The following is a 22815-nucleotide window of genomic DNA, read 5'->3' on the forward strand; positions in this document are numbered from 1 at the left end:
GTTCGATGCGTAGTGTGTGCTACCCCTCACTCGGCTGTCCGGCTTCTCCGGCCTACCATCCGGTGATGAGCGAACGGCGGTTGAGCGAGTCCGGTTTCCCGATCAAGGGTGTGTACGCGGCGGCCGACCTTCCCGACGACCTGGACTCCCGGCTGGGCGGGCCGGGCGAGTTCCCGTACACCCGCGGCGTCTACCCGACCATGTACACCTCCCGTCCGTGGACCATGCGCCAGTATGCCGGTTTTGGCACCGCCACCGAATCCAACGCGCGCTACCACCAGTTGTTGCGGGCCGGCACGATGGGTCTCTCGGTCGCCTTCGACCTGCCCACCCAGATGGGCTACGACTCCGACGACCCGATCGCGCACGGCGAGGTGGGCAAGGTCGGGGTCGCCATCGACTCCATCGAGGACATGCGGCTGCTCTTCGACGGCATCCCGCTGGACAAGGTCTCCACCTCGATGACGATCAACGCCCCCGGTTCGGTGCTGCTCCTGCTCTACCAGCTCGTGGCCGAGGAGAACGGGGTGCCCGGCTCGGCGCTGAACGGCACCATCCAGAACGACATCCTCAAGGAGTACATCGCTCGGGGGACGTACATCTTCCCGCCGAAGCCCTCGCTGCGGCTGGTCGCCGACACGTTCGGCTACTGCCGGGCCGAGGTGCCGAAGTGGAACACCATCTCCATCTCGGGCTATCACATGGCCGAGGCCGGTGCCTCTCCCGTGCAGGAGATCGCCTTCACGCTTGCCAACGGCGTCGAGTACGTGCGGGCCGCGATCGCCGCCGGGCTGGCCGTGGACGACTTCGCCCCCCGGCTGTCGTTCTTCTTCGTCGCCCGCACCACCCTGCTGGAGGAGGTGGCGAAGTTCCGGGCCGCCCGGCGGATCTGGGCCCGGCTGATGCGCGACGAGTTCGGGGCGAAGAATCCGAAGTCGATGATGCTGCGCTTCCACACCCAGACGGCCGGCGTGCAGCTGACCGCCCAGCAGCCCGAGGTGAACCTGGTCCGGGTGGCGGTGCAGGGGCTCGGTGCGGTGCTCGGCGGCACCCAGTCGCTGCACACCAACAGCTTCGACGAGGCGATCGCGCTGCCCACCGAGAAGGCGGCCCGGCTGGCGTTGCGTACCCAGCAGGTGCTCGCGTACGAGACGGACCTCACCGCCACCGTCGACCCGTTCGCCGGCTCGTACGTGGTGGAGGCGATGACCGCCGAGATCGAGACGGCGGTCGACGCGCTGATGGCCCGGGTCTTCGAGCACGGTTCGGCGGTGGATGCCATCGAGGCGGGCTTCCAGAAGCGGGAGATCGAGCAGTCGGCGTACCGGGTGGCGCAGGAGATCGACTCGGGTGAGCGGGTGGTGGTCGGGCTGAACCGGTTCGCCATCGACGAGGAGGAGCCGTACGAGCCGCTGCGGGTCGATCCGGCGATCGAGGCGGCGCAGGCCGAACGGCTGGCCAAGCTGCGCGCCGAGCGTGACGGCGACGCCGTGACGCGGGCCCTGGCCGAGCTGCGGGCGACCGCCTCCGGCACCGGTAACGTGCTCCATCCGATGAAGGCGGCGCTGCGCGAGCGGGCGACCGTTGGCGAGGTCTGCGGGGCGCTGCGCGAGGTGTGGGGCAAGTACCGCCCGACCGACCGCTTCTGATCGGCCCGGCCGGGCCCACCACGGCCCGGCCACTCCACCCGGTTTCCCGGCCCTTCACCCGGCACCGGCCACTTCACCCGGCGCGCTGCGGCCCCCACCGGACGCGCCCGCCACTCCGCCCGGTCGGCCGCCCGGCTCGGCTCGTGCAGCGGGCCTGGCCGGTGCGGAGCGTGTCGGAAGCGCGCTCGCCGGGTACTCCCATTCAGGTGATCTCCAGGACGCACATGGTGTGCGGTCGGGGGAGGCCCGAACGTGTGAACGTCCACGGTGCCGGTCGCCGGGGGTGGTCGGGTAGTCGTCATACGGTCAGTTAATTCGTCTGACTAATGCGACAATTCGGAACGCCGGTCCAGGAATTCACGAAGTTCCTGGCGGGCCGGGCTCGGTTACGCGTTGTAGGAGGTGGGGGTCGGGTGACGGCGGCTGACCGCGATCTACCTGCTGTCTCGTACGCGCGTGAAGGCTCCGAGCAGGGCATTCGTGACGCTGTGCGGTCTGACCATCACCGGAACGAGGTTGCGCAGAGTTACCTTCGGGGGTCTACGCTGTCTGCTGTTCCCAATGATCCATCCATCTCTAGTGATCGAGATTTCGACGTGACGAGTGCGTTGACGATGCCGACCGGCGACCAGCTGGCGCCGTCCTGGCCGGAGGCGCCGCCGGCCGGTGCTGAGCCCCTGCCCTTCGAGCTGGACCACCTGCTCGCCCTCCGGGTACCGGGCCTGATCGCTACCCGCCGTCACATCCACTCGCATCCGGAGCTCTCCGGTGCGGAGTTCGAGACCGCCGCGTTGATCGCCCGGGAACTCGCCCTGGCCGGGCTCAGCCCTCGGCTGCTGCCGAAGGGCAACGGCGTCATCTGCGACATCGACGGGCGGCCGGACGGTCCGGTGATCGCGCTGCGCGCCGACATCGACGCGCTGCCGCTCACCGACGTCAAGGACGTGCCCTACCGCTCCACCGTGGAGGGCGTCTGCCACGCCTGCGGCCATGACGTGCACACCACCGTCCTGCTCGGCGTCGGCATGCTGCTCGCCCAGCTCGCGGACTCCGGCGAGCTGCCGGGCCGGGTCCGGTTGATCTTCCAGCCCGCCGAGGAGATCCTGCCCTGCGGCTCGCTGGAGGTGATCGAGGCCGGTGGCCTCGACGACGTGGTGCAGATCTTCGCGCTGCACTGCGACCCGAGCCAGCCGGTCGGCAAGGTCGGCCTACGGGTGGGCCCGATCACCGCCGCCGCGGACAACGTCACCGTCCGGCTCACCGGGCCGGGCGGCCACACCGCCCGCCCGCACCTGACCGTCGACCTGGTCGACGCGCTCGGCCGGTTGATCACCGAGGTGCCGGCCCTGGTCAGCCGGCGGGTGCCGGCAAACAGCGGGCTGCTGCTGGTCTTCGGGCACGCCACCGCGGGCACCCGGTACAACGTCATCCCCTCCGAGGCGTCCGCCTCCGGCACGCTGCGGGTGATGGACCGGGACGCCTGGGAGACGGCCCCGAAGATCGTCTCCCAGGTGGTCCGGGACGTCATCGCGCCGACCGGGGCCACGGTCGACCTGGAATACCTGCGCGGCCGTCCGCCGGTCTGCAACGACGCACAGGCCATCAAGGTGCTGAGCGGCGCAACCCTCGCCGCGCTCGGCCCGGATGCGGTCGTGGAGACCCCGCAGAGCATGGGCGGCGAGGACTTCTCCTGGTATCTGGAGTACGTCCCCGGCGCGTTGGCCCGCCTCGGGGTCGGCCGCTCCGGGCCGAACGTGGACCTGCACCGGGCGTCGTTCGACGTGGACGAACGGGCGATCCCGGTGGGCGTACGACTCATGGTGCAGACCGCGCTCCAGGCACTGGCGGCGGTGCGCTGACCTGCGACGGCGTGCCGCCCGGAGGCGGTGCGCTGACGCCCGGCGGTGGTGGCGCGCCGACCGGCGCGACGAGCGCCGGCTCCGGGGGCCGGTTGCGGCGGCGTCGGCGGTTGAGCCACCACACCGCCCCGAGCGGTACGCCGAACACCAGCAGCCACGGCAGGAGCGCACCGAGCACGGTGAGCAGGACGGTCATCGAGTTCAGGAAGACCTTCCAGCCGCCGCTGAGCCCGACCAGGAAGCCGATCTGCTTCTCGTCCTCCTCCTCGGCGGTGCTCGCGTCCCGTCCGACCAGGGTGACGGTGATCGTGGACAGTGCGGTCAGGTCGCTCAGCCGCCGCTTCTTCGCCTCCAACGAGGCCAGGTCGGCCTCCCGGCGGGCGAGTTCGTTCTCCAGGTTGATCAGGTCGGCGATCGACTTGGCCTGCCCGAGCAGCCGCCGCGCGTTCTCCACCCGGGCCCGCTGGGTGGCGATCCGCGCGTCGAGATCGACGGTCTCCTCGGTGACATCCTGGGTGCCGATCTCCCGACGTTCCTGACGGCCCAGGCCGGCCAGTTCCTCCACCGCCGCGTAGAAGCGGTCCGCCGGCACCCGCAGCTGCAACTCGGCAAACGCGTCGGCGTCGGCGCTGTGCCGCTGGTCGCCGCCGACGAAGCCACCGGCCCGGGTGGCCACGGCAACGGCCGAGCGCGCGGCGGCCTCCACGTCGTCCACTCTCACCCGCAGCGATCCGGTGTAGATGATCGAACGATTATCGATCCGGGTGTCCGTCGCCGCGCCGCCGCTGGCCGGCTTCTCCGCCGTGCCGGCGTCGCCTCCCTCGTGCGCCGGGCCGGCGGCGGCCCCCGCGTCGGACACCGCCGAGTCGTCGCCGCCGCTGTCGCTGCTGCATCCGGCGAGCAGCAGCAGGGCGACAACCGCCGCCACCACCGCGGTCGGCGACCTGCGGACCCTTCTCACGCTCATCCCCGTTCCCCTCTCACTTTTCCCAGTCGCGTGATAGCTCGGACGCCCCGCGCCACCCGACGGGTTCCGGCAGACTGCGCTGAGGACGTCACGATTCGATATGGAGGCCATCACGATGCGGCTCACCAAGTACGCCCACTCGTGCCTGCGGGTCGAGCACGACGGGGGAGTGCTTGTCGTCGATCCCGGCATGTTCAGCGATCCGGCGGTGGCGCTGGACGGGGCCGACGCGGTGCTGATCACCCACGAGCATCCCGACCACGTCGACGTCGAGGCGGTCAACCGGCAGTTGGCGCGGCGCCCGTTCGTCATTCACGCCCCGGCCGCGCTCGCCGGCACCCTCAAGGACGCGGCCGAGGTGCTGCGTCCGGTCGTACCCGGGGAGTCGTTCACCGCCGCCGGGGTCCCGATCCGGGCCTACGGCGGCCGGCACGCGGTGATCCACCCCGACATCCCGGTGGTGGACAACCTCGGCTACCTGATCGACGACGTCGTCTACCACCCCGGCGATGCCCTTTTCGTCCCGGACGACGTCCAGGTCGACACCCTCTTCGCGCCGATCCACGCGCCCTGGTCGAAGTTCTCCGAGGTGGTCGACTTCATCCGCGCGGTCGCGCCGCGTCGGGTCTTCGCCCTGCACGACGCGCTGCTCAACGCCAACGGGTACGCGGTGCTCGACCGGCAGTACACCGCCCTGTCCGGCAGCGAGTACCAGCGGCTGGAGCCGGGCACCCGGATCGACGGCTGAACCGTGGCCGGCCCCCCGCGCGACGTCGTCGAGCGGCTCTACCGAACGCCGCCGGAGCGCTTCGTCGCGGCCCGGGACGCCGCTGCCGCGCAGGCGCGCCGCGACGGCGACCCGAAACTCGCTCGGGAGATCGCCCGCCTGCGCCGGCCGACGGTGGCCGCCTGGCTGGTCAACCTGCTCGCCCTCGAACGTCCGGAGCTGGTGGCCGACCTGGTGCAGTTGGCCGACGCCCTGCGGGAGGCGCAACGCGAGCTGCGTGGCCCGCGCCTGCGGGAGCTGTCGGCGCAGCGGCGGGCCGCGGTGGGCGCGCTCGTCGCCGAGGTACGCCGGCTCGCCGCCGGGGCGCAGGGGGCGCCCTCGGCCGGGAAACTGCCGTTGGCCGAGGTCGAGTCGACGCTTAACGCCGCGCTCGCCGACGCCGAACTGGCCGAGCAGGTGCGCTCCGGCCGGCTGTTGCGGTCGGTGCACTACGCCGGGTTCGGTGAGGTGCCCCGGCCACAACTGCGCCTGGTGACCGGTGGCGAGGAGCCGCCCGCCGCGCCACCGGCCCGGCAACGCGGGCCGGACCGGGGTGCGCTGCGGGCCGAGCAGGCGCGGCGGGCCGCCCGGGCGGAGCTGACCCGCCGCCGCACGGCACTGGAGAAGGAGTTGGCGCGGGCGCGTACCGATCAGGAACGGGCCGAGGCGGAGCTGGCCGGCGCGGTGGCGACCGAGCGGGACGGTGCCGCCGCGCTGGACGCGGTCGAGACGGAGTTGGCCGAGTTGGAGCGTCGGCGAGCCGTGGCCGAGCAGGAACTGAGCCGGGCCCGGTTGGCCCGGCGCGCCGCCGAGCGGGCGGCCAGCGGCGCCCGACGCCGTACCGGTGAGGTCGAGGCCGCGATGGAGGCGTTGGCGGCCGAGGAGGGGGATGCCGCCGACGGCGACGAGGCGGCAGACTGATTCTTCGTGGACGGACCTACGGCTGGATCCTTCATGGACGGACCCATCGCCGCGGTGCAGCAGTCGGCGTGGAACACCGTCGCCCACACCGCTTCGGGCGCAGCCCGCGTGCCGGCACCCGTGGGCGGAGCGGGATGACCCCGGAACAGGTGGCCGCCGCGAGCAAACCGGCGGTGCTGGTGCTCGGCGAGGCCTACAACAGGTGTCCCACCACCCTGCGCCGGGCCCGGCTGCTCGGCATCTCGGGCTGGGCCTTCTACATCACCGGTCGGGCCGGCGCGCTTGGTGACGTCCGGGCCGAGACGGCAGCCGCCGCGCTCGGCTTCATCGCTCCCGACGCGGTGGCCGACGGTTGGGATGCCGCCGCCCGCACGGTACGGCCGGTCGAGGTGGCCGCCGCCAGCCTGGCCGAGTGCTGCCGCTGGGGCGAGGAGAACCTGGCCACGGTGCCCGGCGTCGACCGGCTCGCCACGCTTGTCGAACGGGCGGTCGCGGCTGCCGACGCCAGTGGGATGCCGCTCTTCGCGGCGTGGCGGGCCATGCCGTCGCCCGCGCAGCACACGGCTGCCCGGGCCGCCACCGGGCTGCGTCTGCTCCGCGAGCATTTCACCGGCGCGCACCTGCTCGCGGTCCGGGCCAGCGGGATGAGTCCGCTGGAGGCGGTGCTGGCCGGCCCGGAGGGCGAGAGCGGCGCGGTCGCCTGCGGCTGGCCGCCGCCGTACCCGCCGGTCGGCCCGCTGGTGCGGCGGCGGCTCTGGGCCGAGGCGGTGACCGACCGGCTCGTCGCACCCGCGTTCGCGGCACTCGGCCCCGGCGACGGCGCCGAGCTGGTGGAGCTGCTGGCCGGGATGCGGGCACACGCCCAGGGCTGACGAACCGCCGAGACCGGGACGAATCACCCGGGCTCCGGGGTCGCCGCCCGGCCCGCGGACGGCCGGTAGCAGACTGGGGGCGTGCGAAACGCGCTACGCCGACGCGGTGCCGGTGGGGCGGGACCGCAGCTCGAGGACATAGTCGTCCGGCGCGCCCGCCTTCTCGGCGGCGTTCGCGATCTCCGACAGGTACCACGAGGTGGGCAACCCACCCTCGTAGCCGTCGAAGACGTAGACCCAGGCCGTCACGTCGCCGTCAAGCGTCGACACGCGGACGGTCAGCTTCCGGTACGTGCCGGAGGTGACGCCTTCGATCTCGTCGAGCTGGGCCGCGTCGTACGGGTGGATGTCGTAGAGCGCGACGAACACCCGGTCGCCGGGCGACTCGACTACGGTGCTGACCGCGCCCTCCCAGCCGATGACGTCCTCACCGGCGAAGGTGAGCCGCCAGCCCTCCAGCCAGCCGACGCCCACCATGGGCGAGTGCGGGCAGTATGCCCGCATCCGGGCGGGGTCCAGGTTCGAGCCGTAGGCGGCGTAATGACGCACGGCGATGACGATAGCCCGGCCGACGGGCGGGGGAGAATACGGGCGGCGCGTGTCGCCCGTGTCGAGACGAAGAAAGTCACAGTGAGCATGGACGAGGGGCGGTCGTGGTGAGCCGGATCGTGATCATCGGCGGTGGACCGGCGGGCTACGAGGCGGCACTTGTCGCCGCCCAGTTGGACGCCGACGTCACCGTGGTCGAGGCGGACGGCGCGGGCGGTGCCTGCGTACTCTCCGACTGCGTACCGTCGAAGACCTTCATCGCCAGTTCCGAGGTGGTCACCGGGTACCGCGACACCGAGGTGTTCGGGGTGCACTCCGACGGCCTGGAGGCGGTCACCGTGGACGCCCGGTTGGTCCACGAGCGGGTCAAGCGACTCGCCCTGGCCCAGTCCGCGGACATCCACGCCAAGCTGGTCAAGGCCGGGGTCACCTTCGTCTCCGGTCGGGCCCGGCTGGGCGAGGACACGCTCGGCCACACCCACCGCGTGATCGTCACGCCGCACGGCGAGGAGGCCGCGTACGCGATCGACGCCTCGACGGTGCTGATCGCCACCGGCGCCACCCCCCGCCAGCTGCCCACCGCGCTGCCCGACGGCGAGCGCATCCTGACCTGGCGGCAGGTCTACGACCTGCCCGAGCTGCCGGAGCACCTGATCGTGGTCGGTTCCGGCGTGACCGGTGCCGAGTTCGCCAGCGCGTACCTGGCGATGGGAATCAAGGTGACCCTGGTCTCCAGCCGGGACCGGGTGATGCCGCACGAGGACGCCGACGCCGCGCAGGCGATCGAGCGGGTCTTCCGCTCCCGGGGGATGAGCATCCTGAACAACTCCCGCGCCGAGGGCGTGCGCCGCACCGCCGACGGCGTCGAGGTCGAGCTGAGCGACGGCCGCAAGGTGTCCGGGTCGCACGCGCTGATCGCGGTCGGTTCCATCCCGAACACCGCCGAGCTGGGACTGGCCGAGTACGGCGTCGAACTGGCCCGGGGCGGCTACGTCACGGTGGACCGGGTGTCCCGCACCAACGTGCCCGGCATCTACGCGGCCGGCGACTGCACCGGGGTACTGCCGCTGGCCAGCGTCGCCGCCATGCAGGGCCGGATCGCCATGTGGCACGCGCTGGGCGAAGCGGTCCGGCCGCTGCGGCTGCGGACGGTCGCGGCGAACGTCTTCACCGACCCGGAGCTGGCCACCGTGGGCGTCTCCCAGGACGAGGTGGACGCCGGCCGGATCCCGGCCCGGCAGGTGATGCTGCCGCTGGCCGGCAACGCCCGGGCGAAGATGGACGAGGTGGCCGACGGTTTCGTCAAGCTGTTCTGCCGGCCGGCCAGCGGCCAGGTGATCGGCGGCGTCGTCGTCGCGCCGAAGGCCAGCGAGCTGATCCTGCCGATCACCATGGCGGTGGAGAACAACCTCACCGTCAACGAGTTGGCCCAGACCATCACCATCTATCCCAGCCTCTCCGGCTCGGTCACCGAGGCCGCCCGCCAACTGATGCTCCACGAGCTGGAATAACCCCAGGTGGCGAGGGCGGCGAGGAGGGTCAGGAGGGCCACCTCGGTGAGGATGAGGGCGCGTTCGATCAGGCCGTAGAGGGCGCGGTCGCCGGGGTAGGCGGACCAGACCATCGTCGCCACCAGCAGCAGGCTGACCAGGGTCAGGGCGCGCAGCCAGCGGGCGGCGCGGGCGTCGGCGGACAGCCGGTCGGCGAGCAGCCAGCCGGCGAGCGGCAGGGCGAGGAAGGCGATCACCGAGGCGTACCGGTGCACGTAGGCCGCGGTGCCCATGTCGGTGCCGGGCGGGTTGGTCGGCACCAGCCCCGACACCAGCAGACCGCCCGCCCAGATCGAAAGCAGCCACTCGGCTGCCCGACCACGGCGACCGGCCGTGGTGGCCGCACCCGCAGGTGTGCCGGAACAGGGGCGGCCGAGTCGAGCCAGGGCCGGGACGAGCGTGGCGGAGGCGGCGCCGAGCAGCAGCATGGCCACGTGGATGATCCCGCCGGAGTCGGAGACGGCGTAGTCGCTGACGGTCAGGCTCACCGGGTCCAGATCGCTGACGCCGGCATGACCGATGACGGCGAGCACCGCCGCGAGGGCGATTCCGCCGAGCGCCGGTACGCCGCTGTTGCGGATTCCAGGCATGCCTCAGCCTGTCGCCGGTACGCCCTCAGATGGATCCGGGACGAGCACCGAAATCCGACCCGGGGAGCACCCCGATCAACCTCCGGCGTTTCCCCCCGGGTGGCCGTAGGTGAGAACTTTTTCTCGGTGCCGGACGCATCGGGGCCGACCCGGTGCCCAGGGTCACCGCCAACCGGCCGCCGTGACCGTGACCAGGGACACCTCATCCGACGGTCAACCCACGTAGCCAGGGCACAACCGCCCAACCACGGGATATCGAAGGGGATTCACCACGAGGTGCGGTCGCCGAAATCTCGTTCGGCGGCGTACCGTTGTCGGCGCGCGGCCCGGTGAGCGTCGGGTCCCCCGTTCCTGACGCCCGGGCCGCCGCCGGGCCGCTGGCAGGTCCCGTGCCAGCGGCCCGGCCCTCGTCGCAAGCCGGGCACCCGATGACGCGGGGAGGGTGGCCGGCAACCGCGGGATCAGCCCGTGGCGGAGGCCGCCGGGATGCTCGCCGGATCGTCACCGTCCCCGACCGCCTGGCGAAACTGGGACTGGTAGAGCCGGTGATAGGGGCCCTTCGCGGCCAGTAGCTGCTCGTGGGTGCCCTGCTCGACGATGCGGCCGTGCTCCATCATCAGGATCAGGTCGGCGTCGCGGATGGTGGAGAGCCGGTGCGCGATGACGAAACTGGTCCGTTCCGAGCGCAGCGCCGCCATCGCCCGCTGGAGCAGCACCTCGGTACGGGTGTCCACCGAGCTGGTCGCCTCGTCGAGAATCAACAGCGCGGGTTCGGCGAGGAACGCCCGGGCGATGGTGATGAGCTGCTTCTCACCGGCGCTGACATTGCTGCCCTCCTCGTCGATCACCGTGTCGTAGCCGTCCGGCAGGCTGCGGACGAACCGGTCCACGAAGGTGGCCTGGGCGGCGGCGAGGATCTCCTCCTCCGTCGCGTCGGGGCGGCCGTAGGCGATGTTGTCCCGGATGGTGCCACCGAACAGCCAGGTGTCCTGGAGCACCATGCCGATCCGGCCGCGTAGCTCGTCGCGGCGCAGCGTGGTGATGTCCACCCCGTCGAGCGTGATCCGGCCGGCCTCCAGCTCGTAGAAGCGCATGATCAGGTTGACCAGGGTGGTCTTGCCGGCGCCGGTCGGCCCGACGATGGCCACCGTGTGCCCCGGCTCGGCCACCAGGGACAGCTCCTCGATCAGCGGCTCGTCCGGGGCGTACCGGAACGAGACGCGTTCGAACTCGACCCGGCCGTGCGGGTCGGTCACGTGTACCGGGGTGGTCGGGTCGGGAAGCTGCTCGTCGGCGTCCAGCACCGCGAAGACCCGCTCCGCCGAGGCCACCCCGGACTGGAGCAGGTTGGCCATCGAGGCGACCTGAGTGAGCGGCTGGGTGAACTGCCGGGAGTACTGGATGAACGCCTGCACGTCGCCGAGACTCATCGCGCCGGAGGCGACCCGGAGCCCGCCGACCACCGCGATCGCCACATAGCTGAGGTTCCCGATGAAGAGCATCGCCGGCATGATGATCCCGGAGATGAACTGCGCGCCGAAGCTGGCCTGGAACAGCTGCTCGTTCTTGGCGTGGAAGGCTTCCTCCACTTCGCGCCGCCGACCGAAGACCTTGATCAGATCGTGGCCGGTGAACGCCTCCTCGATCTGCGCGTTCAGCTCCCCGGTATGGGTCCACTGCGCGATGAACTTCCGCTGCGACCGCCTGGCGATCTGCCCGGTCACCACGACCGACAGCGGCACCGCGACCAACGCGACCACGGCGAGCAGCGGCGAGATCCAGAACATCATGCCGAGTACGCCGACGACGGTCAGCAGCGAGGTGAGCAGTTGGCTCAACGTCTGCTGGAGGCTCTGCGAGACGTTGTCGATGTCGTTGGTGACCCGGCTGAGCAGCTCGCCGCGCGGCTGCCGGTCGAAGTAGGGCAGCGGCAGGCGGTTGAGCTTCTCCTCCACCTCTGCCCGCAGCTGGAACACGGTCCGTTGGACCACCCCGGTGAGCAGCCAGCCCTGCCACCACATCAGCAGGCTGGCGGCCAGGTAGAGGCCCAGCGCCAGCAGCAGCACCCGACCCAGGGCCGGGAAGTCGATCCCGGCACCGGGCACCACGTCCATCCGGGCGAGCATGTCGGCGAAGTTGTCGTTGCCGGCCGCCCGGGCCGCGGCGACGGCCTCGTCGGCGCTGCTGCCCGGCGGCAGCTGCTGGCCGATCACCCCCGTGAAGATCAGGTCGGTGGCGTACCCGAGCACCTTGGGTCCGATCACGGTGAGCCCGACGCTCACCACCGCGAGCGCGACGATCGCCGCCACGTGCAGGCGTTGCGGACGCAGCCGACTCAGCAACCGGCGGGCGGTGGGCCCGAAGTTCAGGGACCGTTCCGCGGGCATCCCGGCGCCCATCCACGGCGGTCCACCGCGCTGGCCGCCGGGCGGCAGCCGTTTCGGCGTAGGCCCCGGCGCAGCCGACCGTTGCGCCGGCATCCGGTTTCGCTCGGTCATGCCGGCACCTCCGTGGTCTGCTGCGACGCCACGATCTCCGCGTAGGTCGGGCAGGTGGTCAGCAACTCCTCGTGCCGGCCCATCCCGACCACGCCGCCGTTCTCCAGCACGATGATCTGGTCGGCATCGACGATGGTGGAGATCCGCTGGGCGACGATCACCACCGCTGCGGTGGCGGTGACCGGCCGCAGGGCCGCGCGCAGCCGTGCGTCGGTGCCGAGGTCGAGCGCGGAGAACGAGTCGTCGAACAGGTAGATCTCCGGCCGGCGGACCAGGGCCCGGGCGATGGCCAGCCGCTGCCGTTGGCCGCCGGAGACGTTCGTGCCACCCTGGCTGACGGCTGTGTCCAGCCCTTCGGGCATGGCCTCGACGAAGTCTCGGGCCTGGGCGATCTCCAACGCCGTCCACAGCTGCTCGTCGGTGGCGTCCGGATTGCCGTAGCGCAGGTTGCTCGCCACGGTGCCGGTGAACAGGTACGGCCGCTGCGGCACCAGCCCGATCCGGCACCACAACTCGTCCGGTGCGAGTTCCCGCACGTCGACACCGTCGACGAGCACCTGGCCGGCGGTGACGTCGACCAGCCGGGGGATCAGGCTGAGCAGGGTCGTCTTGCCCGCGCCGGTGCTGCCGACGATCGCCGTGGTGGTGCCCGGGGTGACCCGGAACGAGACGTCCCGCAGCACCGGTTCGGCGGCACCCGGGTACTGGAACTGCACGTGCCGCAGCTCCAACTCGGCCCGGGTGGGCACCTCGGTGACCGGGGCGGTGGCGGGCGCCACCGAGGATTCGGTGTCGAGCACCTCCACGATCCGCTCGGCGCAGACCGCCGCGCGCGGCACCATCATCAGCATGAAGGTGGCCATCATGACGGCCATCAGGATCTGCATCAGGTATTGCAGGAAGGCCGTGAGCGCGCCGACCTGGATCGCCCCGGCGTCCACCCGTTCCGCGCCGAACCAGAGCACCGCCACGCTTGAGACGTTGAGCACCAGCATCACCACGGGAAAGATCAACGCCATCAGCCGGCCGGTGCGCAGGGCGGTCGCGGTCAGGTCGGTGTTCGCGGCGGCGAAGCGCCGCACCTCGTACGGCTCCCGCACGAACGCCCGGACCACCCGGATCCCGGTGATCTGCTCCCGCAGTATCCGGTTGATCACGTCGATGCGGGTCTGCATGAGCCGGAAGCCGGGCACCATCCGCCGGATGACCAGGCCCAGCACGATCGCCAGCACCGGTACGCAGACCAGCATCAGCCAGGAGAGACCGACGTCCTCCCGGAGCGCCATCACCACGCCACCGACACTCATGATCGGCGCGGCGACCAGCATGGTGCAGCTCATCAACACGAGCATCTGCACCTGTTGCACGTCATTGGTGTTCCGGGTGATCAGGGACGGCGCGCCGAAGCGGGCGACCTCCCGGGCCGAGAAGGCGTTCACGTGGCCGAAGACCGCAGCCCGTACGTCCCGGCCGAAGCCCATGGCGATCCGGGCGCCGAGGTAGACCGCCGCGACGGCGCAGACGATCTGCACCACGCTGACCGCGAGCATCCACCCGCCGGTCCGGATGATGTAGTCGGTGTCGCCCAGGGCGACGCCGAGGTCGATGATGTCGGCGTTGAGGCTGGGCAGGTAGAGCGAGGCCATGGTGCCGACGAACTGGAGCAGCACCACGGCCGCCAGCAGCCGTTGATACGGCCGTAGGTGCCTGCGGAGCAACGTGATCAACACGTCTGGCCTCCCGCCGGTCCGTGGGCTGCCTCGTCGCTGCCGATGATCTCCAGCAGGAACTGCCGGATGACGGCCGCCTTGGCCGGGTCGGCGTCGACCGAGGTGAGCGGCCGGCCGGATCGGACGGCGGTGGTGAGGGTGTCCACCCGGTCCTGCCCGGCCGTGGTCAGCGTCAGTTTGACGCTGCGGCGGTCGGTGCCGTCGCGCTGCCGTTGCACCAGGCCCTCGCGTTCGAGGGTGTCGACGATGCCGGTGAGCGTGGCGGGGCGGACGAAGCACAGCTCGGCCACCGCCCGGTGCGGCAGTTCGCCGTGTTCGGCGAGGGCCATCAGGGTGACCATCCCGGCCTGGGTCAGGCCGTGCTCCTCGGCCAGGTAGCGGTTCCACCGCTGGCTCACCAGGTGGCCGGCGACCACAAGCAGGCGGCCCAGCGGCACCTCTGCCAGCTGCATCAGACTCATGGCTGGAGATTAGCCACCTGATAGTCAGGGGCCAAACTATTTTCCGGAGGGCAGCTGGTCACGGCGGCGAGCGCCCCAGGGTTGACGGATGCGGGCCAGGTCGGGACCATTTCCGATCCGGCTCACCAACTGGTCGGCAACGGCATCCCTTCGGTGTAGCCGGCGGTGCTCTGCACACCGACAAGCACCCGCTCGTGGAACTCCGGCAGGCTGCGCGCCCCGGCATAGGTGAACGCGCTGCGTACGCCGGAGATGATCTCGTCGATCAGATCCTCCACCCCCGGCCGGGTCGGATCCAGATACATCCGGGCGGTGGAGATGCCCTCCTCGAAGATGGCCTTCCGGGCCCGGTCGTACGGGCTGTCCTCGGCGGTCCGCGCGCTTACCGCCCGTGCCGAGGCCATGCCGAAGCTCTCCTTGTAGCGCCGGCCCTCCTCGTCGGTGTAGAGATCGCCGGGCGACTCGTAGGTGCCGGCGAACCAGGAACCGATCATCACGTTCGACGCCCCGGCGGCCAGCGCCAGCGCCACGTCGCGCGGGTGCCGCACCCCACCGTCGGCCCAGACGTGGCGGCCCAGCCGCCGGGCCGCCGCCGCGCAGTCGAGCACCGCCGAGAACTGCGGCCGGCCCACGCCGGTCATCATCCGGGTGGTGCACATCGCACCTGGACCGACGCCCACCTTGATGATGTCCGCGCCCGCCTCGACCAGGTCGCGTACGCCGTCGGCGGTGACCACGTTGCCGGCCGCCACCGGCACGCCCGGGTCGAGCCCGCGCACGGTCCGCAACGCCGAGATCATCCGTTCCTGGTGGCCGTGCGCGGTGTCCACGACCAGGGTGTCCACCCCGGCCTCCAGCAGTGCCGCCGCCTTGCCCGCCACGTCGCCGTTGATGCCCACCGCCGCCGCGATCCGGAGCCGACCCTGGCCGTCCAGGGCGGGCCGGTAGAGCGTGGCGCGCAGGGCGCCCTGCCGGGTGAGTACGCCGACCAGCCGGCCCTGTCCGTCCACCACCGGGGCCAGCCGCCGCCGACCCGCGGAGAGCCGGTCGAATCCGGTACGCGGGTCCGCGTCCGCCGGCACGGTGTGCAGGTCGGCGGACATCACGTCGTGCAGTTGGGCGAAGCGGTCCACCCCGACCGTGTCCGCCTCGGTCACCACGCCCATCGGGCGGCCGGCGTCGTCGACCACGATCACCGCACCGTACGCCCGCTTCGGCAGCAGGTGGATCGCGTCGCCGACGGTGTCGGTGGGGCCGAGCGCGATGGCGGTGTCGTGCACCAGGTGTCGCTCCTTGACCCAGGCCACGACCTCGGCCACGACCTCGATCGGGATGTCCTGGGGGATGACCGCGATGCCGCCGCGCCGCGCCACGGTCTCCGCCATCCGCCGCCCGGCGACCGCCGTCATGTTCGCCACCACAAGCGGGATCGTGGTGCCCGTGCCGTCGCCGGTGGCGAGGTCGACGTCCAACCGCGAGCCGACCTCGGAACGGGCCGGGGCCATGAAGACGTCGTTGTAGGTCAGGTCGTACGCCGGGGTAGCGCCATTGAGGAACCTCACCTGGCCATCATTCCTGCCGGCGGTCACCGGCGCTCCCCGTGGTAAGCGAAAACACCCCCAGCCGCGCTCAGCCCAGCAGCAGTGCGGTCGCCACCGCCACCATGACCACCGCGATCACCCCGTCGAGGACCCGCCAGACCCGGGCCCGGGCGAGCAGCGGGGCGAGCCGGTACGCACCGACGCCCAACGCGGTGAACCAGACCACGCTGGCCACCGCCGCGCCGAGCCCGAACACCCAGCGGTGCTGGTGCTGCTGGGCGAGGCCGCCGACGAGCAGCACGGTGTCCAGGTAGACGTGCGGGTTGAGATAGGTGAAGGCGAGACAGGCGGCAAGCGTCGCGCCGAGCCGGGCCGGGGGTCGGTCGGCGGGAGTCAGCGTGCCGGGCCGCAGCGCGCGGCGGGCGGCCAGGGCGGCGTACCCGAGCAGGAACGCCGCACCGCCCCACCGGATCGCGGTGAGCAGGTCGGGACGACCGGCCACCACCGAACCCACTCCGGCGATGCCGAGGCTGATCAGCAGCGCGTCCGAGACCGCACAGGTCAACACGACCGGCACCACATGTTCCCGGCGCAGGCCCTGGCGGAGCACGAAGGCGTTCTGCGCGCCGATGGCGACGATCAGGGCGATGGAGAGGGAGAAGCCGGCAATGGCTGAGGTGAGCACGGGATCGACGGTAAGCGGGCGACTTGTTTCGGTCCAGCTAAAGATTCTTCGGATGGTTAAGCTCAGCTTCATGAGCGGCCTGGACTCCACCCAACTCCGTACGCTCGTGACTGTCGTCGCCGAGGGCAGTTTCGAGGCAGCCGCGCGACGGTTGCACGTCACCCCATCGGCAGTCAGCCAGCGGATCAAAGCGCTTGAGGAGAGCGTCGGGCAGGTGCTCGTCCGGCGGCAGCGGCCCTGCGAGGCCACCGAGGCCGGCCGTCCGCTGCTGCGCCTCGCCGGTCAGCTCGCCCTGCTCGAACGGGAGGCGCTCACCGAGGCGCGTGGCGCACTCGGCGGCGAGCCAGGTCGTACCCGGATCGCTGTGGTGGTCAACGCGGACTCGCTCGCGACCTGGTTCCCCGCGGTGCTGGCCCGGCTGCCGGCCGAACCCGAACTCTGCTTCGACCTCCGCCAGGACGACCAGGACCACAGCGCGGAACTGCTGCGCGCCGGCACGGTGATGGCTGCGGTGACCGCGGAACGCGACCCGGTGCAGGGCGGCCGGGTCCGACCGCTCGGCGCGATGCGTTACCGGGCGCTGGCCGCGCCGCCGGTGGTGGACCGGTACTTCGCCGACGGGCTCACCCCGGCGACACTCGCCGCCGCGCCGGTGGTGATCTTCGACCGCAAGGACCGCCTGCAACACCGCTTCCTGCGTACGGTGACCGGCCGCGACCTCGACCCGCCCGGGCACTACGTGCCGTCGGTGCCCGCGTTCAGCGCGGCGATCCGGCTCGGTCTCGGCTGGGGGCTGGTGCCGGAGCAGATCGCCGAGGCCGACGTGGCCGCCGGCAACTGCGTGGACCTCGCACCCGGCCGGGTGGTCGACGTGCCGCTCTACTGGCAGCACTGGCACCTCGACTCACGGCTGCTCACCGCACTCACCGCCGCCGTCTGCGCAGTCGCCGCCGAAACGCTGCGCCCGGTCGCCGCATAAATGTAAGGAAGGGGCCCTTCCTAACGCCTGGTGTATAGGAAGGGCCCCTTCCTAACGCTCACTCGATGCGGCAGATCGCGGCACCGGCCGTGATCACGGCACCGACCTCGGCCGAGAGGCCGCTGACCGTACCCGCCTTGTGGGCGTGCAGGGGCTGCTCCATCTTCATCGCCTCCAGCACCACGACCAGGTCACCCTCGGCGACGGTGTCCCCGTCGGCGACCGCGATCTTGACGATGGTGCCCTGCATCGGGGAAGTCAGCGAGTCGCCGCCGGCCGCCGCGGTGGCGGTCGACCCACCGCCCCGGCGGGTGGGTCGCTTCCCGGCGGGCGCGGCGGAGCCGGCACCCGCGCCAAACCCGGCGGGCAGGCTGACCTCCAGCCGCTTGCCGCCCACCTCGACCACCACGGTCTCCCGCTCGGCCGGCTCGGCGGCGGTGCCGGCGACGGCCGTGAACGGCGGCACGGTGTTGTCGAACTCGGTCTCGATCCAGCGGGTGTGCACGGCGAACGGCTCGGCGGTGAAGGCCGGATCACGGACCACCAGGCGGTGGAACGGCAGTGCGGTGGCCATCCCCTCGACCACCATCTCGTCCAGCGCCCGGCGGGCCCGCTCCAGTGCCTCGGTGCGGGTCTCCCCGGTGACGATCACCTTGGCCAGCAGGGAGTCGAAGTTGTCGCCGATCACGTCGCCGGCCGAGATGCCGGTGTCCACCCGTACGCCGGGACCGGTGGGCAGCCGCAGCGCGGTGACCGTGCCGGGGGCGGGCAGGAAGTTGCGACCCGGGTCCTCACCGTTGATCCGGAACTCGATGGAGTGCCCGCGCGGCTTCGGGTCCTCGACGAACCGCAGCTTCTCGCCGTCGGCGATGCGGAACTGCTCGCGTACCAGGTCGATGCCGGCGGTCTCCTCGGTGACCGGGTGTTCCACCTGGAGCCGGGTGTTGACCTCCAGGAAGGAGATGGTCCCGTCGACGCCGACCAGGTACTCGACCGTGCCGGCGCCGTGGTAGCCGGCCTCCCGGCAGATCGCCTTGGCGCTGTCGTGGATCTGGGCCCGTTGCTCGGCGGTGAGGAACGGTGCCGGTGCCTCCTCGACCAGTTTCTGGTGCCGGCGCTGCAACGAGCAGTCCCGGGTGCCCACCACGATCACGTTGCCGTGTTTGTCGGCAAGCACCTGCGCCTCGACGTGACGCGGCCGGTCGAGGTACCGCTCGACGAAGCACTCACCCCGGCCGAAGGCGGCCACCGCCTCCCGGGTGGCCGACTCGAACAGCTGCGGAATCTCCGCCATGGTGCGGGCCACCTTCAGCCCGCGCCCGCCGCCGCCGAACGCCGCCTTGATCGCCACCGGCAGGCCGTGGTCGACGGCGAAGGCCAGCACCTCGTCCGGGCTGCCCACCGGGTCGGCGGTGCCGGGCACCAGCGGGGCACCCGCCCGCTGCGCGATGTGCCGGGCGGTGACCTTGTCACCGAGATCCCGGATCGCCTGCGGGGTGGGACCGATCCAGGTCAGACCGGCATCGATGACGGCCTGGGCGAAGTCGGCGTTCTCGGCGAGGAATCCGTAGCCGGGATGCACCGCGTCGGCACCGGACCGGGCGGCGACGTCGATCAGCTTGTCAATGCGTAGATAGGTATTCGCAGCAGTGTCACCGCTCAGGGCGTACGCTTCGTCGGCGAGCATGGCGTGCAGGGCCTCCCGGTCGGAGTCCGCGTACACCGCGACGCTCCCCAGGCCGGCGTCCTGGCAGGCGCGGATGACGCGGACGGCGATCTCGCCCCGGTTGGCGATGAGTACCTTGCGCACCTTGGCTCCTCCCAGCGGTTACTGACCGGGAGTTTATAGCTCACCCGGGTGGCCCTAACGATCGCTCAGGTGGCGGTGACGAACGATGGCCGACGACGGCTTCGAACGGGGAGTGCGGATGATCGAGACCAGAGGGCTGCGCAAGTCGTATCCCAGCCGTGCCGGTCGGGAGACCAAGACCGTGGAGGCCGTACGCGGCGTCGACCTGGACGTCTCAGCGGGGGAGATCTTCGGGTTCCTCGGCCCGAACGGCGCTGGCAAGACCACCACCCTGCGGATGCTGGCGACGCTTATCGAGCCGGACGGCGGTCAGGCCACCATCGCCGGTGCAGACCTGCTCAAGGACCCCGGTGAGGTACGCCGCCGGATCGGCTACGTGGCGCAGGGCGGCAGCACCTGGGACGAGTCCACCGCCCGGGAGGAACTGGTCCTCCAGGCGCGGCTGTACGGCATCAGCAAGGCCGAGGCGCAGCGGCGGGCCGTCCGGGCGCTGGAGGCGTTCCAGCTCACCGAGTTCGCCGACCGCAAGTGCAAGACGTACTCCGGTGGGCAGCGACGCCGGGTGGAGATCGCGCTGGGCATCATCCACGAGCCGAAGATCGTCTTCCTGGACGAGCCCACCACCGGGCTCGACCCGCAGAGCCGGGCCCACATGTGGGACGAGATCCGGCGGCTGCGTACCGACGGCATGACAGTCTTCATCACCACGCACTACCTGGACGAGGCGGACGCGCTCTGTGACCGGATCGCGATCATGGATCATGGCGAGCTGGTCGCCGAGGGTACGCCGGCTGAGCTGAAGCGGGAGATCTCCGGCGACGTGGTGCAGGTCGGCCTCGACGCCGCCGCCACCGGCAACGTCGAGAAGCTGCTCGACGGCGAGGAGTACGTCAACCAGTTGGAAACCCTCGACGAGGGCGGCCTGCGTCTCTTCGTCGACGACGGTGCCACCGCCATTCCCCAGATCCTGCGTCGCATCGATGGTGCCGGCATCGACCTCAGGTCGATCGAGCTGCACCGCCCGAGCCTCGACGACGTCTTCCTCACCAAGACCGGCCGCTCGCTGCGCGAGTCCTGACCGCAGACCAGGAGATCTCATGAAGCTCGCCCGCGACACCTGGCTGATCTTCCAACGGCAGCTGCTTCTGCTGCTGCGCAACCCCGTGTGGGTCTTCGTCGGCGTCTTCCAGCCGGTGATGTACCTGCTGCTCTTCGCCCCGCTGCTCAAGCCGGCGCTTAACGCACCCACCCAGGCCGAGGCGTACAAGGTCTTCGTGCCCGGCCTGCTGGTGCTGCTGGCCATCTTCGGCGGCCTGTTCCAGGGCTTCGGCCTGATCGCCGAGCTGCGCGCCGGGGTCATCGAACGCTCCCGGGTCACCCCGGTCAGCCGCCTCGCCCTGCTGCTCGGCCGCTCCCTGCGCGACGTGGTGTCGCTGCTGGCCCAGGCGGTCATCATCACCCTGCTCGCGCTCCTGTTCGACCTGCGCGTCTTCATCGGTGACCTGCTGCTGGCGTATCTGATGCTCGCCCTGATCGCGCTGATGACCTCGGCGGTCTCCTACGGCGTCGCGCTCAAGGTGAAGAGCGAGGACGCCCTCGCCCCCCTGATGAACACGGTGGCCCAGCCCGTGCTGCTGCTCTCCGGCATCCTGCTGCCGCTCGCCTTCGCGCCCGGCTGGTTGCAGGGCGTCGCCAGGTGGAACCCCTTCTCCTGGGCGGTAGACGGCACCCGGGCCCTCTTCAACGGGGACATCGGCAACGACCGGGTCTGGCAGGGGCTGGCCATCATCACGGTGCTCGCCGCCGCCGGTGTCCTCTGGGCCGCCCGCCAGTTCGCCCGCAGCGTCAGATGACCGGCTGTGGTGTAAGGAAGGGCCCCTTATTAACGCCTGCGGTATAGGAAGGGCCCCTTATTAACAGCCGGTGCGCGTGCACGGCGCCAGCATGCGACCGGTCAATGCACCCGCGCGAGGGTCAGGCCGTCCGCGATCGGCAACATCACCGCCTCGACCCGTACGTCGGCCAGCACCTGGTCGTTGAACGCGGCGATCGCCCGATCGTCGGCACTCTGCGGCGCGATCACCCGGCCGTGCCGCAACACGTTGTCGACGGCGATCACCCCACCGGGGCGCATTCGCGGCACCAGTTCGTCCCAGTAGACCGGATAACCGGTCTTGTCGGCGTCGATGAAGGCGAAGTCCAGGTAACGCTCGTCGGGCAGTTCCCGCAGCCGCTCACCGGCCGGACCGATGCGCAACTCGATCCGGTCGTCCACACCGGCCCGCCTCCAGTAACGGCGCGCCACGCTGGTGTACTCCTCGGAGATGTCGAAGCAGGTCAGTCGGCCCCCATCGGCGATCCCACGGGCGATCGCCAGCGAGGAGAGGCCGGTGAAGGTGCCGACCTCCACCGCCTGGCGGGCGCCGAGCAGCCGGGTCAGGAACGTCAGGAAGGCGGCCTGCTCCGGCGCGACCTGCATGGAAGCCTGCGCGGGCAGGATGGCAAGCGTCTCCTCGGCCAGATCGCGGACGACCTCGTCCGGCGGGATACCGTGCGAGACGAGGTAGGTGTGCAACTCGTCGGTGAGCGGAATCGACTTGAGCGTCATGCTCGGACGCTAGCCGAGCGGCTCGACCAACTGGTTGCCGGGCGCGACCTTCGTCCACAGATCGGTGATCCGCAGCCCCAAGTCGGCGAGCAGGCGCCGCAACAGTGGTAGGGAAAGCCCGACAACCGTCCCCGGGTCGCCTTCGATCCGCTCCACGAACGGTCCGCCGAGACCGTCGATCGTGAACGCGCCAGCCACCGCGAGCGGCTCACCCGTACCGACGTACGTGGCGATCTCATGGTCGCTGATGTCGGCGAAGTGCACCACCGTCGAGGCCACCGCCTCGGCCCGACGCCCGCCCACCATGTCGATGAGACAGTGGCCGCTGTGCAGCACCCCGCTGCGACCGCGCATCCGCTCCCAGCGCCGGACAGCGTCGGCGGCGTCCTCGGGCTTGCCGAGAATCTCCCCGTCGAAGGCGAGCACCGAGTCGCAGCCCAATACGAGCGTGCGCTGGTCGTCGGTGGGCCGCAGCCGGGTCAGCACCGCCTGCGCCTTGAGCCGGGCCAACTCCAGGCAGAGTTCTTCGGCCCGCTCGGTCACCACGAGCGATTCGTCGACCCCGCTGACCAGCACCTCCGGCTCGATGCCGGCGGCCTGTAGGGACTTTCGGCGGGCAGGACTCGCCGAGGCGAGCACCAGACGTAGCGGCAAGGCATCAGACACCCCGCCGACGTTACCGGCTAGCTCCGTTCGCCACGCGGCGCGCCGCCCCGGCCGCTCGGCCTCCGGCTCGCCCAGGCTCAGCAGTCGTACGCCCAAAGGTCGTCCTCGCCATCT

Annotated in this window: 20 protein-coding genes; 9 read left to right on the top strand and 11 right to left on the bottom strand. The window is 71.2% G+C overall.

Translation table 11 applies throughout. The annotated features are described in order from the left end of the window. Positions 1 to 65: 65 nt before the first annotated feature. A complete protein-coding gene (locus tag QQG74_RS04300; protein ID WP_341718995.1) occupies positions 66 to 1649 on the top strand; it encodes a methylmalonyl-CoA mutase family protein in 1584 nt (527 codons plus the stop codon). A gap of 596 nt (positions 1650 to 2245) precedes the next feature. After that, positions 2246 to 3508, top strand: coding sequence for an amidohydrolase (locus QQG74_RS04305; protein WP_341718996.1), 1263 nt, complete (start codon positions 2246 to 2248; stop codon positions 3506 to 3508). On the opposite strand, the gene QQG74_RS04310 is transcribed toward QQG74_RS04305, so the two are convergent. Next, positions 3465 to 4475, bottom strand: coding sequence for a DUF4349 domain-containing protein (locus tag QQG74_RS04310; RefSeq protein WP_341718997.1), 1011 nt, complete (start codon positions 4473 to 4475; stop codon positions 3465 to 3467). The two genes, QQG74_RS04305 and QQG74_RS04310, sit on opposite strands and share 44 nt — an antisense overlap. A gap of 115 nt (positions 4476 to 4590) precedes the next feature. Here QQG74_RS04310 and QQG74_RS04315 point away from each other — a divergent pair, with 115 nt between their 5' ends. The 3 genes from QQG74_RS04315 to QQG74_RS04325 all read left to right on the top strand — a co-directional run bounded on the left by QQG74_RS04315 (position 4591) and on the right by QQG74_RS04325 (position 7034). Next, the gene (locus QQG74_RS04315) at positions 4591 to 5223 is read left to right on the top strand and encodes an MBL fold metallo-hydrolase (RefSeq protein WP_341721126.1); all 633 of its coding nucleotides are present in this window, start codon (positions 4591 to 4593) and stop codon (positions 5221 to 5223) included. A gap of 3 nt (positions 5224 to 5226) precedes the next feature. Then, positions 5227 to 6162: a hypothetical protein gene (locus tag QQG74_RS04320; RefSeq protein WP_341718998.1), complete on the top strand. Its 936-nt coding sequence runs from the start codon at positions 5227 to 5229 to the stop codon at positions 6160 to 6162. A gap of 134 nt (positions 6163 to 6296) precedes the next feature. Then, on the top strand, positions 6297 to 7034 hold the full coding sequence (locus QQG74_RS04325; RefSeq protein ID WP_341718999.1) for a hypothetical protein: 738 nt from the start codon (positions 6297 to 6299) through the stop codon (positions 7032 to 7034). A gap of 93 nt (positions 7035 to 7127) precedes the next feature. Here the strand turns inward: QQG74_RS04325 and QQG74_RS04330 are convergent, their stop codons facing one another. Further along, a complete protein-coding gene (locus QQG74_RS04330) occupies positions 7128 to 7583 on the bottom strand; it encodes a gamma-glutamylcyclotransferase (protein ID WP_341719000.1) in 456 nt (151 codons plus the stop codon). Positions 7584 to 7690: 107 nt separating this feature from the next. On the opposite strand from QQG74_RS04330, the gene QQG74_RS04335 reads away from it, so the two are divergent. Next, positions 7691 to 9094 carry an NAD(P)H-quinone dehydrogenase gene (locus QQG74_RS04335; protein ID WP_341721127.1) on the top strand — a complete coding sequence of 468 codons (1404 nt, stop codon included), beginning with the start codon at positions 7691 to 7693 and terminating at the stop codon, positions 9092 to 9094. Here QQG74_RS04335 and QQG74_RS04340 read toward each other — a convergent pair. From QQG74_RS04340 to QQG74_RS04365, 6 genes are all read right to left on the bottom strand, one after another. Next, on the bottom strand, positions 9028 to 9723 hold the full coding sequence (locus QQG74_RS04340) for a DUF998 domain-containing protein (protein ID WP_341719001.1): 696 nt from the start codon (positions 9721 to 9723) through the stop codon (positions 9028 to 9030). The two genes, QQG74_RS04335 and QQG74_RS04340, sit on opposite strands and share 67 nt — an antisense overlap. Positions 9724 to 10184: 461 nt before the next feature. Continuing rightward, complete coding sequence (locus QQG74_RS04345) at positions 10185 to 12221, bottom strand: ABC transporter ATP-binding protein (protein WP_341719002.1); 2037 nt, start codon at positions 12219 to 12221, stop codon at positions 10185 to 10187. Next, positions 12218 to 13951 carry an ABC transporter ATP-binding protein gene (locus QQG74_RS04350; RefSeq protein ID WP_341719003.1) on the bottom strand — a complete coding sequence of 578 codons (1734 nt, stop codon included), beginning with the start codon at positions 13949 to 13951 and terminating at the stop codon, positions 12218 to 12220. The genes QQG74_RS04345 and QQG74_RS04350 overlap by 4 nt, the downstream gene beginning before the upstream one ends. Continuing rightward, a complete protein-coding gene (locus QQG74_RS04355) occupies positions 13945 to 14412 on the bottom strand; it encodes a MarR family winged helix-turn-helix transcriptional regulator (RefSeq protein ID WP_341719004.1) in 468 nt (155 codons plus the stop codon). Before QQG74_RS04355 ends, QQG74_RS04350 begins: the two co-directional genes overlap by 7 nt. A 122-nt stretch (positions 14413 to 14534) precedes the next feature. Next, positions 14535 to 15974 (bottom strand): GuaB1 family IMP dehydrogenase-related protein, encoded by a 1440-nt coding sequence (locus QQG74_RS04360; RefSeq protein ID WP_341719005.1) that lies wholly within the window; start codon positions 15972 to 15974, stop codon positions 14535 to 14537. Positions 15975 to 16041: 67 nt separating this feature from the next. Beyond that, positions 16042 to 16638 (bottom strand): LysE/ArgO family amino acid transporter, encoded by a 597-nt coding sequence (locus QQG74_RS04365; RefSeq protein ID WP_341719006.1) that lies wholly within the window; start codon positions 16636 to 16638, stop codon positions 16042 to 16044. Between the two features lie 70 nt (positions 16639 to 16708). Between QQG74_RS04365 and QQG74_RS04370 the strand changes: the two genes are divergently transcribed. Then, complete coding sequence (locus QQG74_RS04370; RefSeq protein ID WP_341719007.1) at positions 16709 to 17617, top strand: LysR family transcriptional regulator ArgP; 909 nt, start codon at positions 16709 to 16711, stop codon at positions 17615 to 17617. 58 nt (positions 17618 to 17675) lie between these two features. Here QQG74_RS04370 and QQG74_RS04375 read toward each other — a convergent pair whose 3' ends face one another. Beyond that, positions 17676 to 19427, bottom strand: a complete 1752-nt coding sequence (locus QQG74_RS04375) for a biotin carboxylase N-terminal domain-containing protein (RefSeq protein ID WP_341719008.1) — start codon at positions 19425 to 19427, stop codon at positions 17676 to 17678. Between the two features lie 118 nt (positions 19428 to 19545). Between QQG74_RS04375 and QQG74_RS04380 the strand changes: the two genes are divergently transcribed. After that, complete coding sequence (locus tag QQG74_RS04380; RefSeq protein WP_341719009.1) at positions 19546 to 20505, top strand: ATP-binding cassette domain-containing protein; 960 nt, start codon at positions 19546 to 19548, stop codon at positions 20503 to 20505. A 19-nt stretch (positions 20506 to 20524) separates the two neighbouring features. Further along, on the top strand, positions 20525 to 21280 hold the full coding sequence (locus QQG74_RS04385; RefSeq protein WP_341719010.1) for an ABC transporter permease: 756 nt from the start codon (positions 20525 to 20527) through the stop codon (positions 21278 to 21280). Between the two features lie 101 nt (positions 21281 to 21381). Here the strand turns inward: QQG74_RS04385 and QQG74_RS04390 are convergent, their stop codons facing one another. Both QQG74_RS04390 and QQG74_RS04395 read right to left on the bottom strand, forming a co-directional pair. Further along, the gene (locus QQG74_RS04390; RefSeq protein WP_341719011.1) at positions 21382 to 22035 is read right to left on the bottom strand and encodes an O-methyltransferase; all 654 of its coding nucleotides are present in this window, start codon (positions 22033 to 22035) and stop codon (positions 21382 to 21384) included. A 9-nt stretch (positions 22036 to 22044) separates the two neighbouring features. After that, on the bottom strand, positions 22045 to 22701 hold the full coding sequence (locus QQG74_RS04395) for a nucleoside triphosphate pyrophosphatase (protein ID WP_341719012.1): 657 nt from the start codon (positions 22699 to 22701) through the stop codon (positions 22045 to 22047). Positions 22702 to 22815: the final 114 nt, after the last annotated feature.

Origin of the sequence: Micromonospora sp. FIMYZ51, assembly GCF_038246755.1 — a bacterium.
Classification (GTDB): Bacteria; Actinomycetota; Actinomycetes; order Mycobacteriales; family Micromonosporaceae; genus Micromonospora.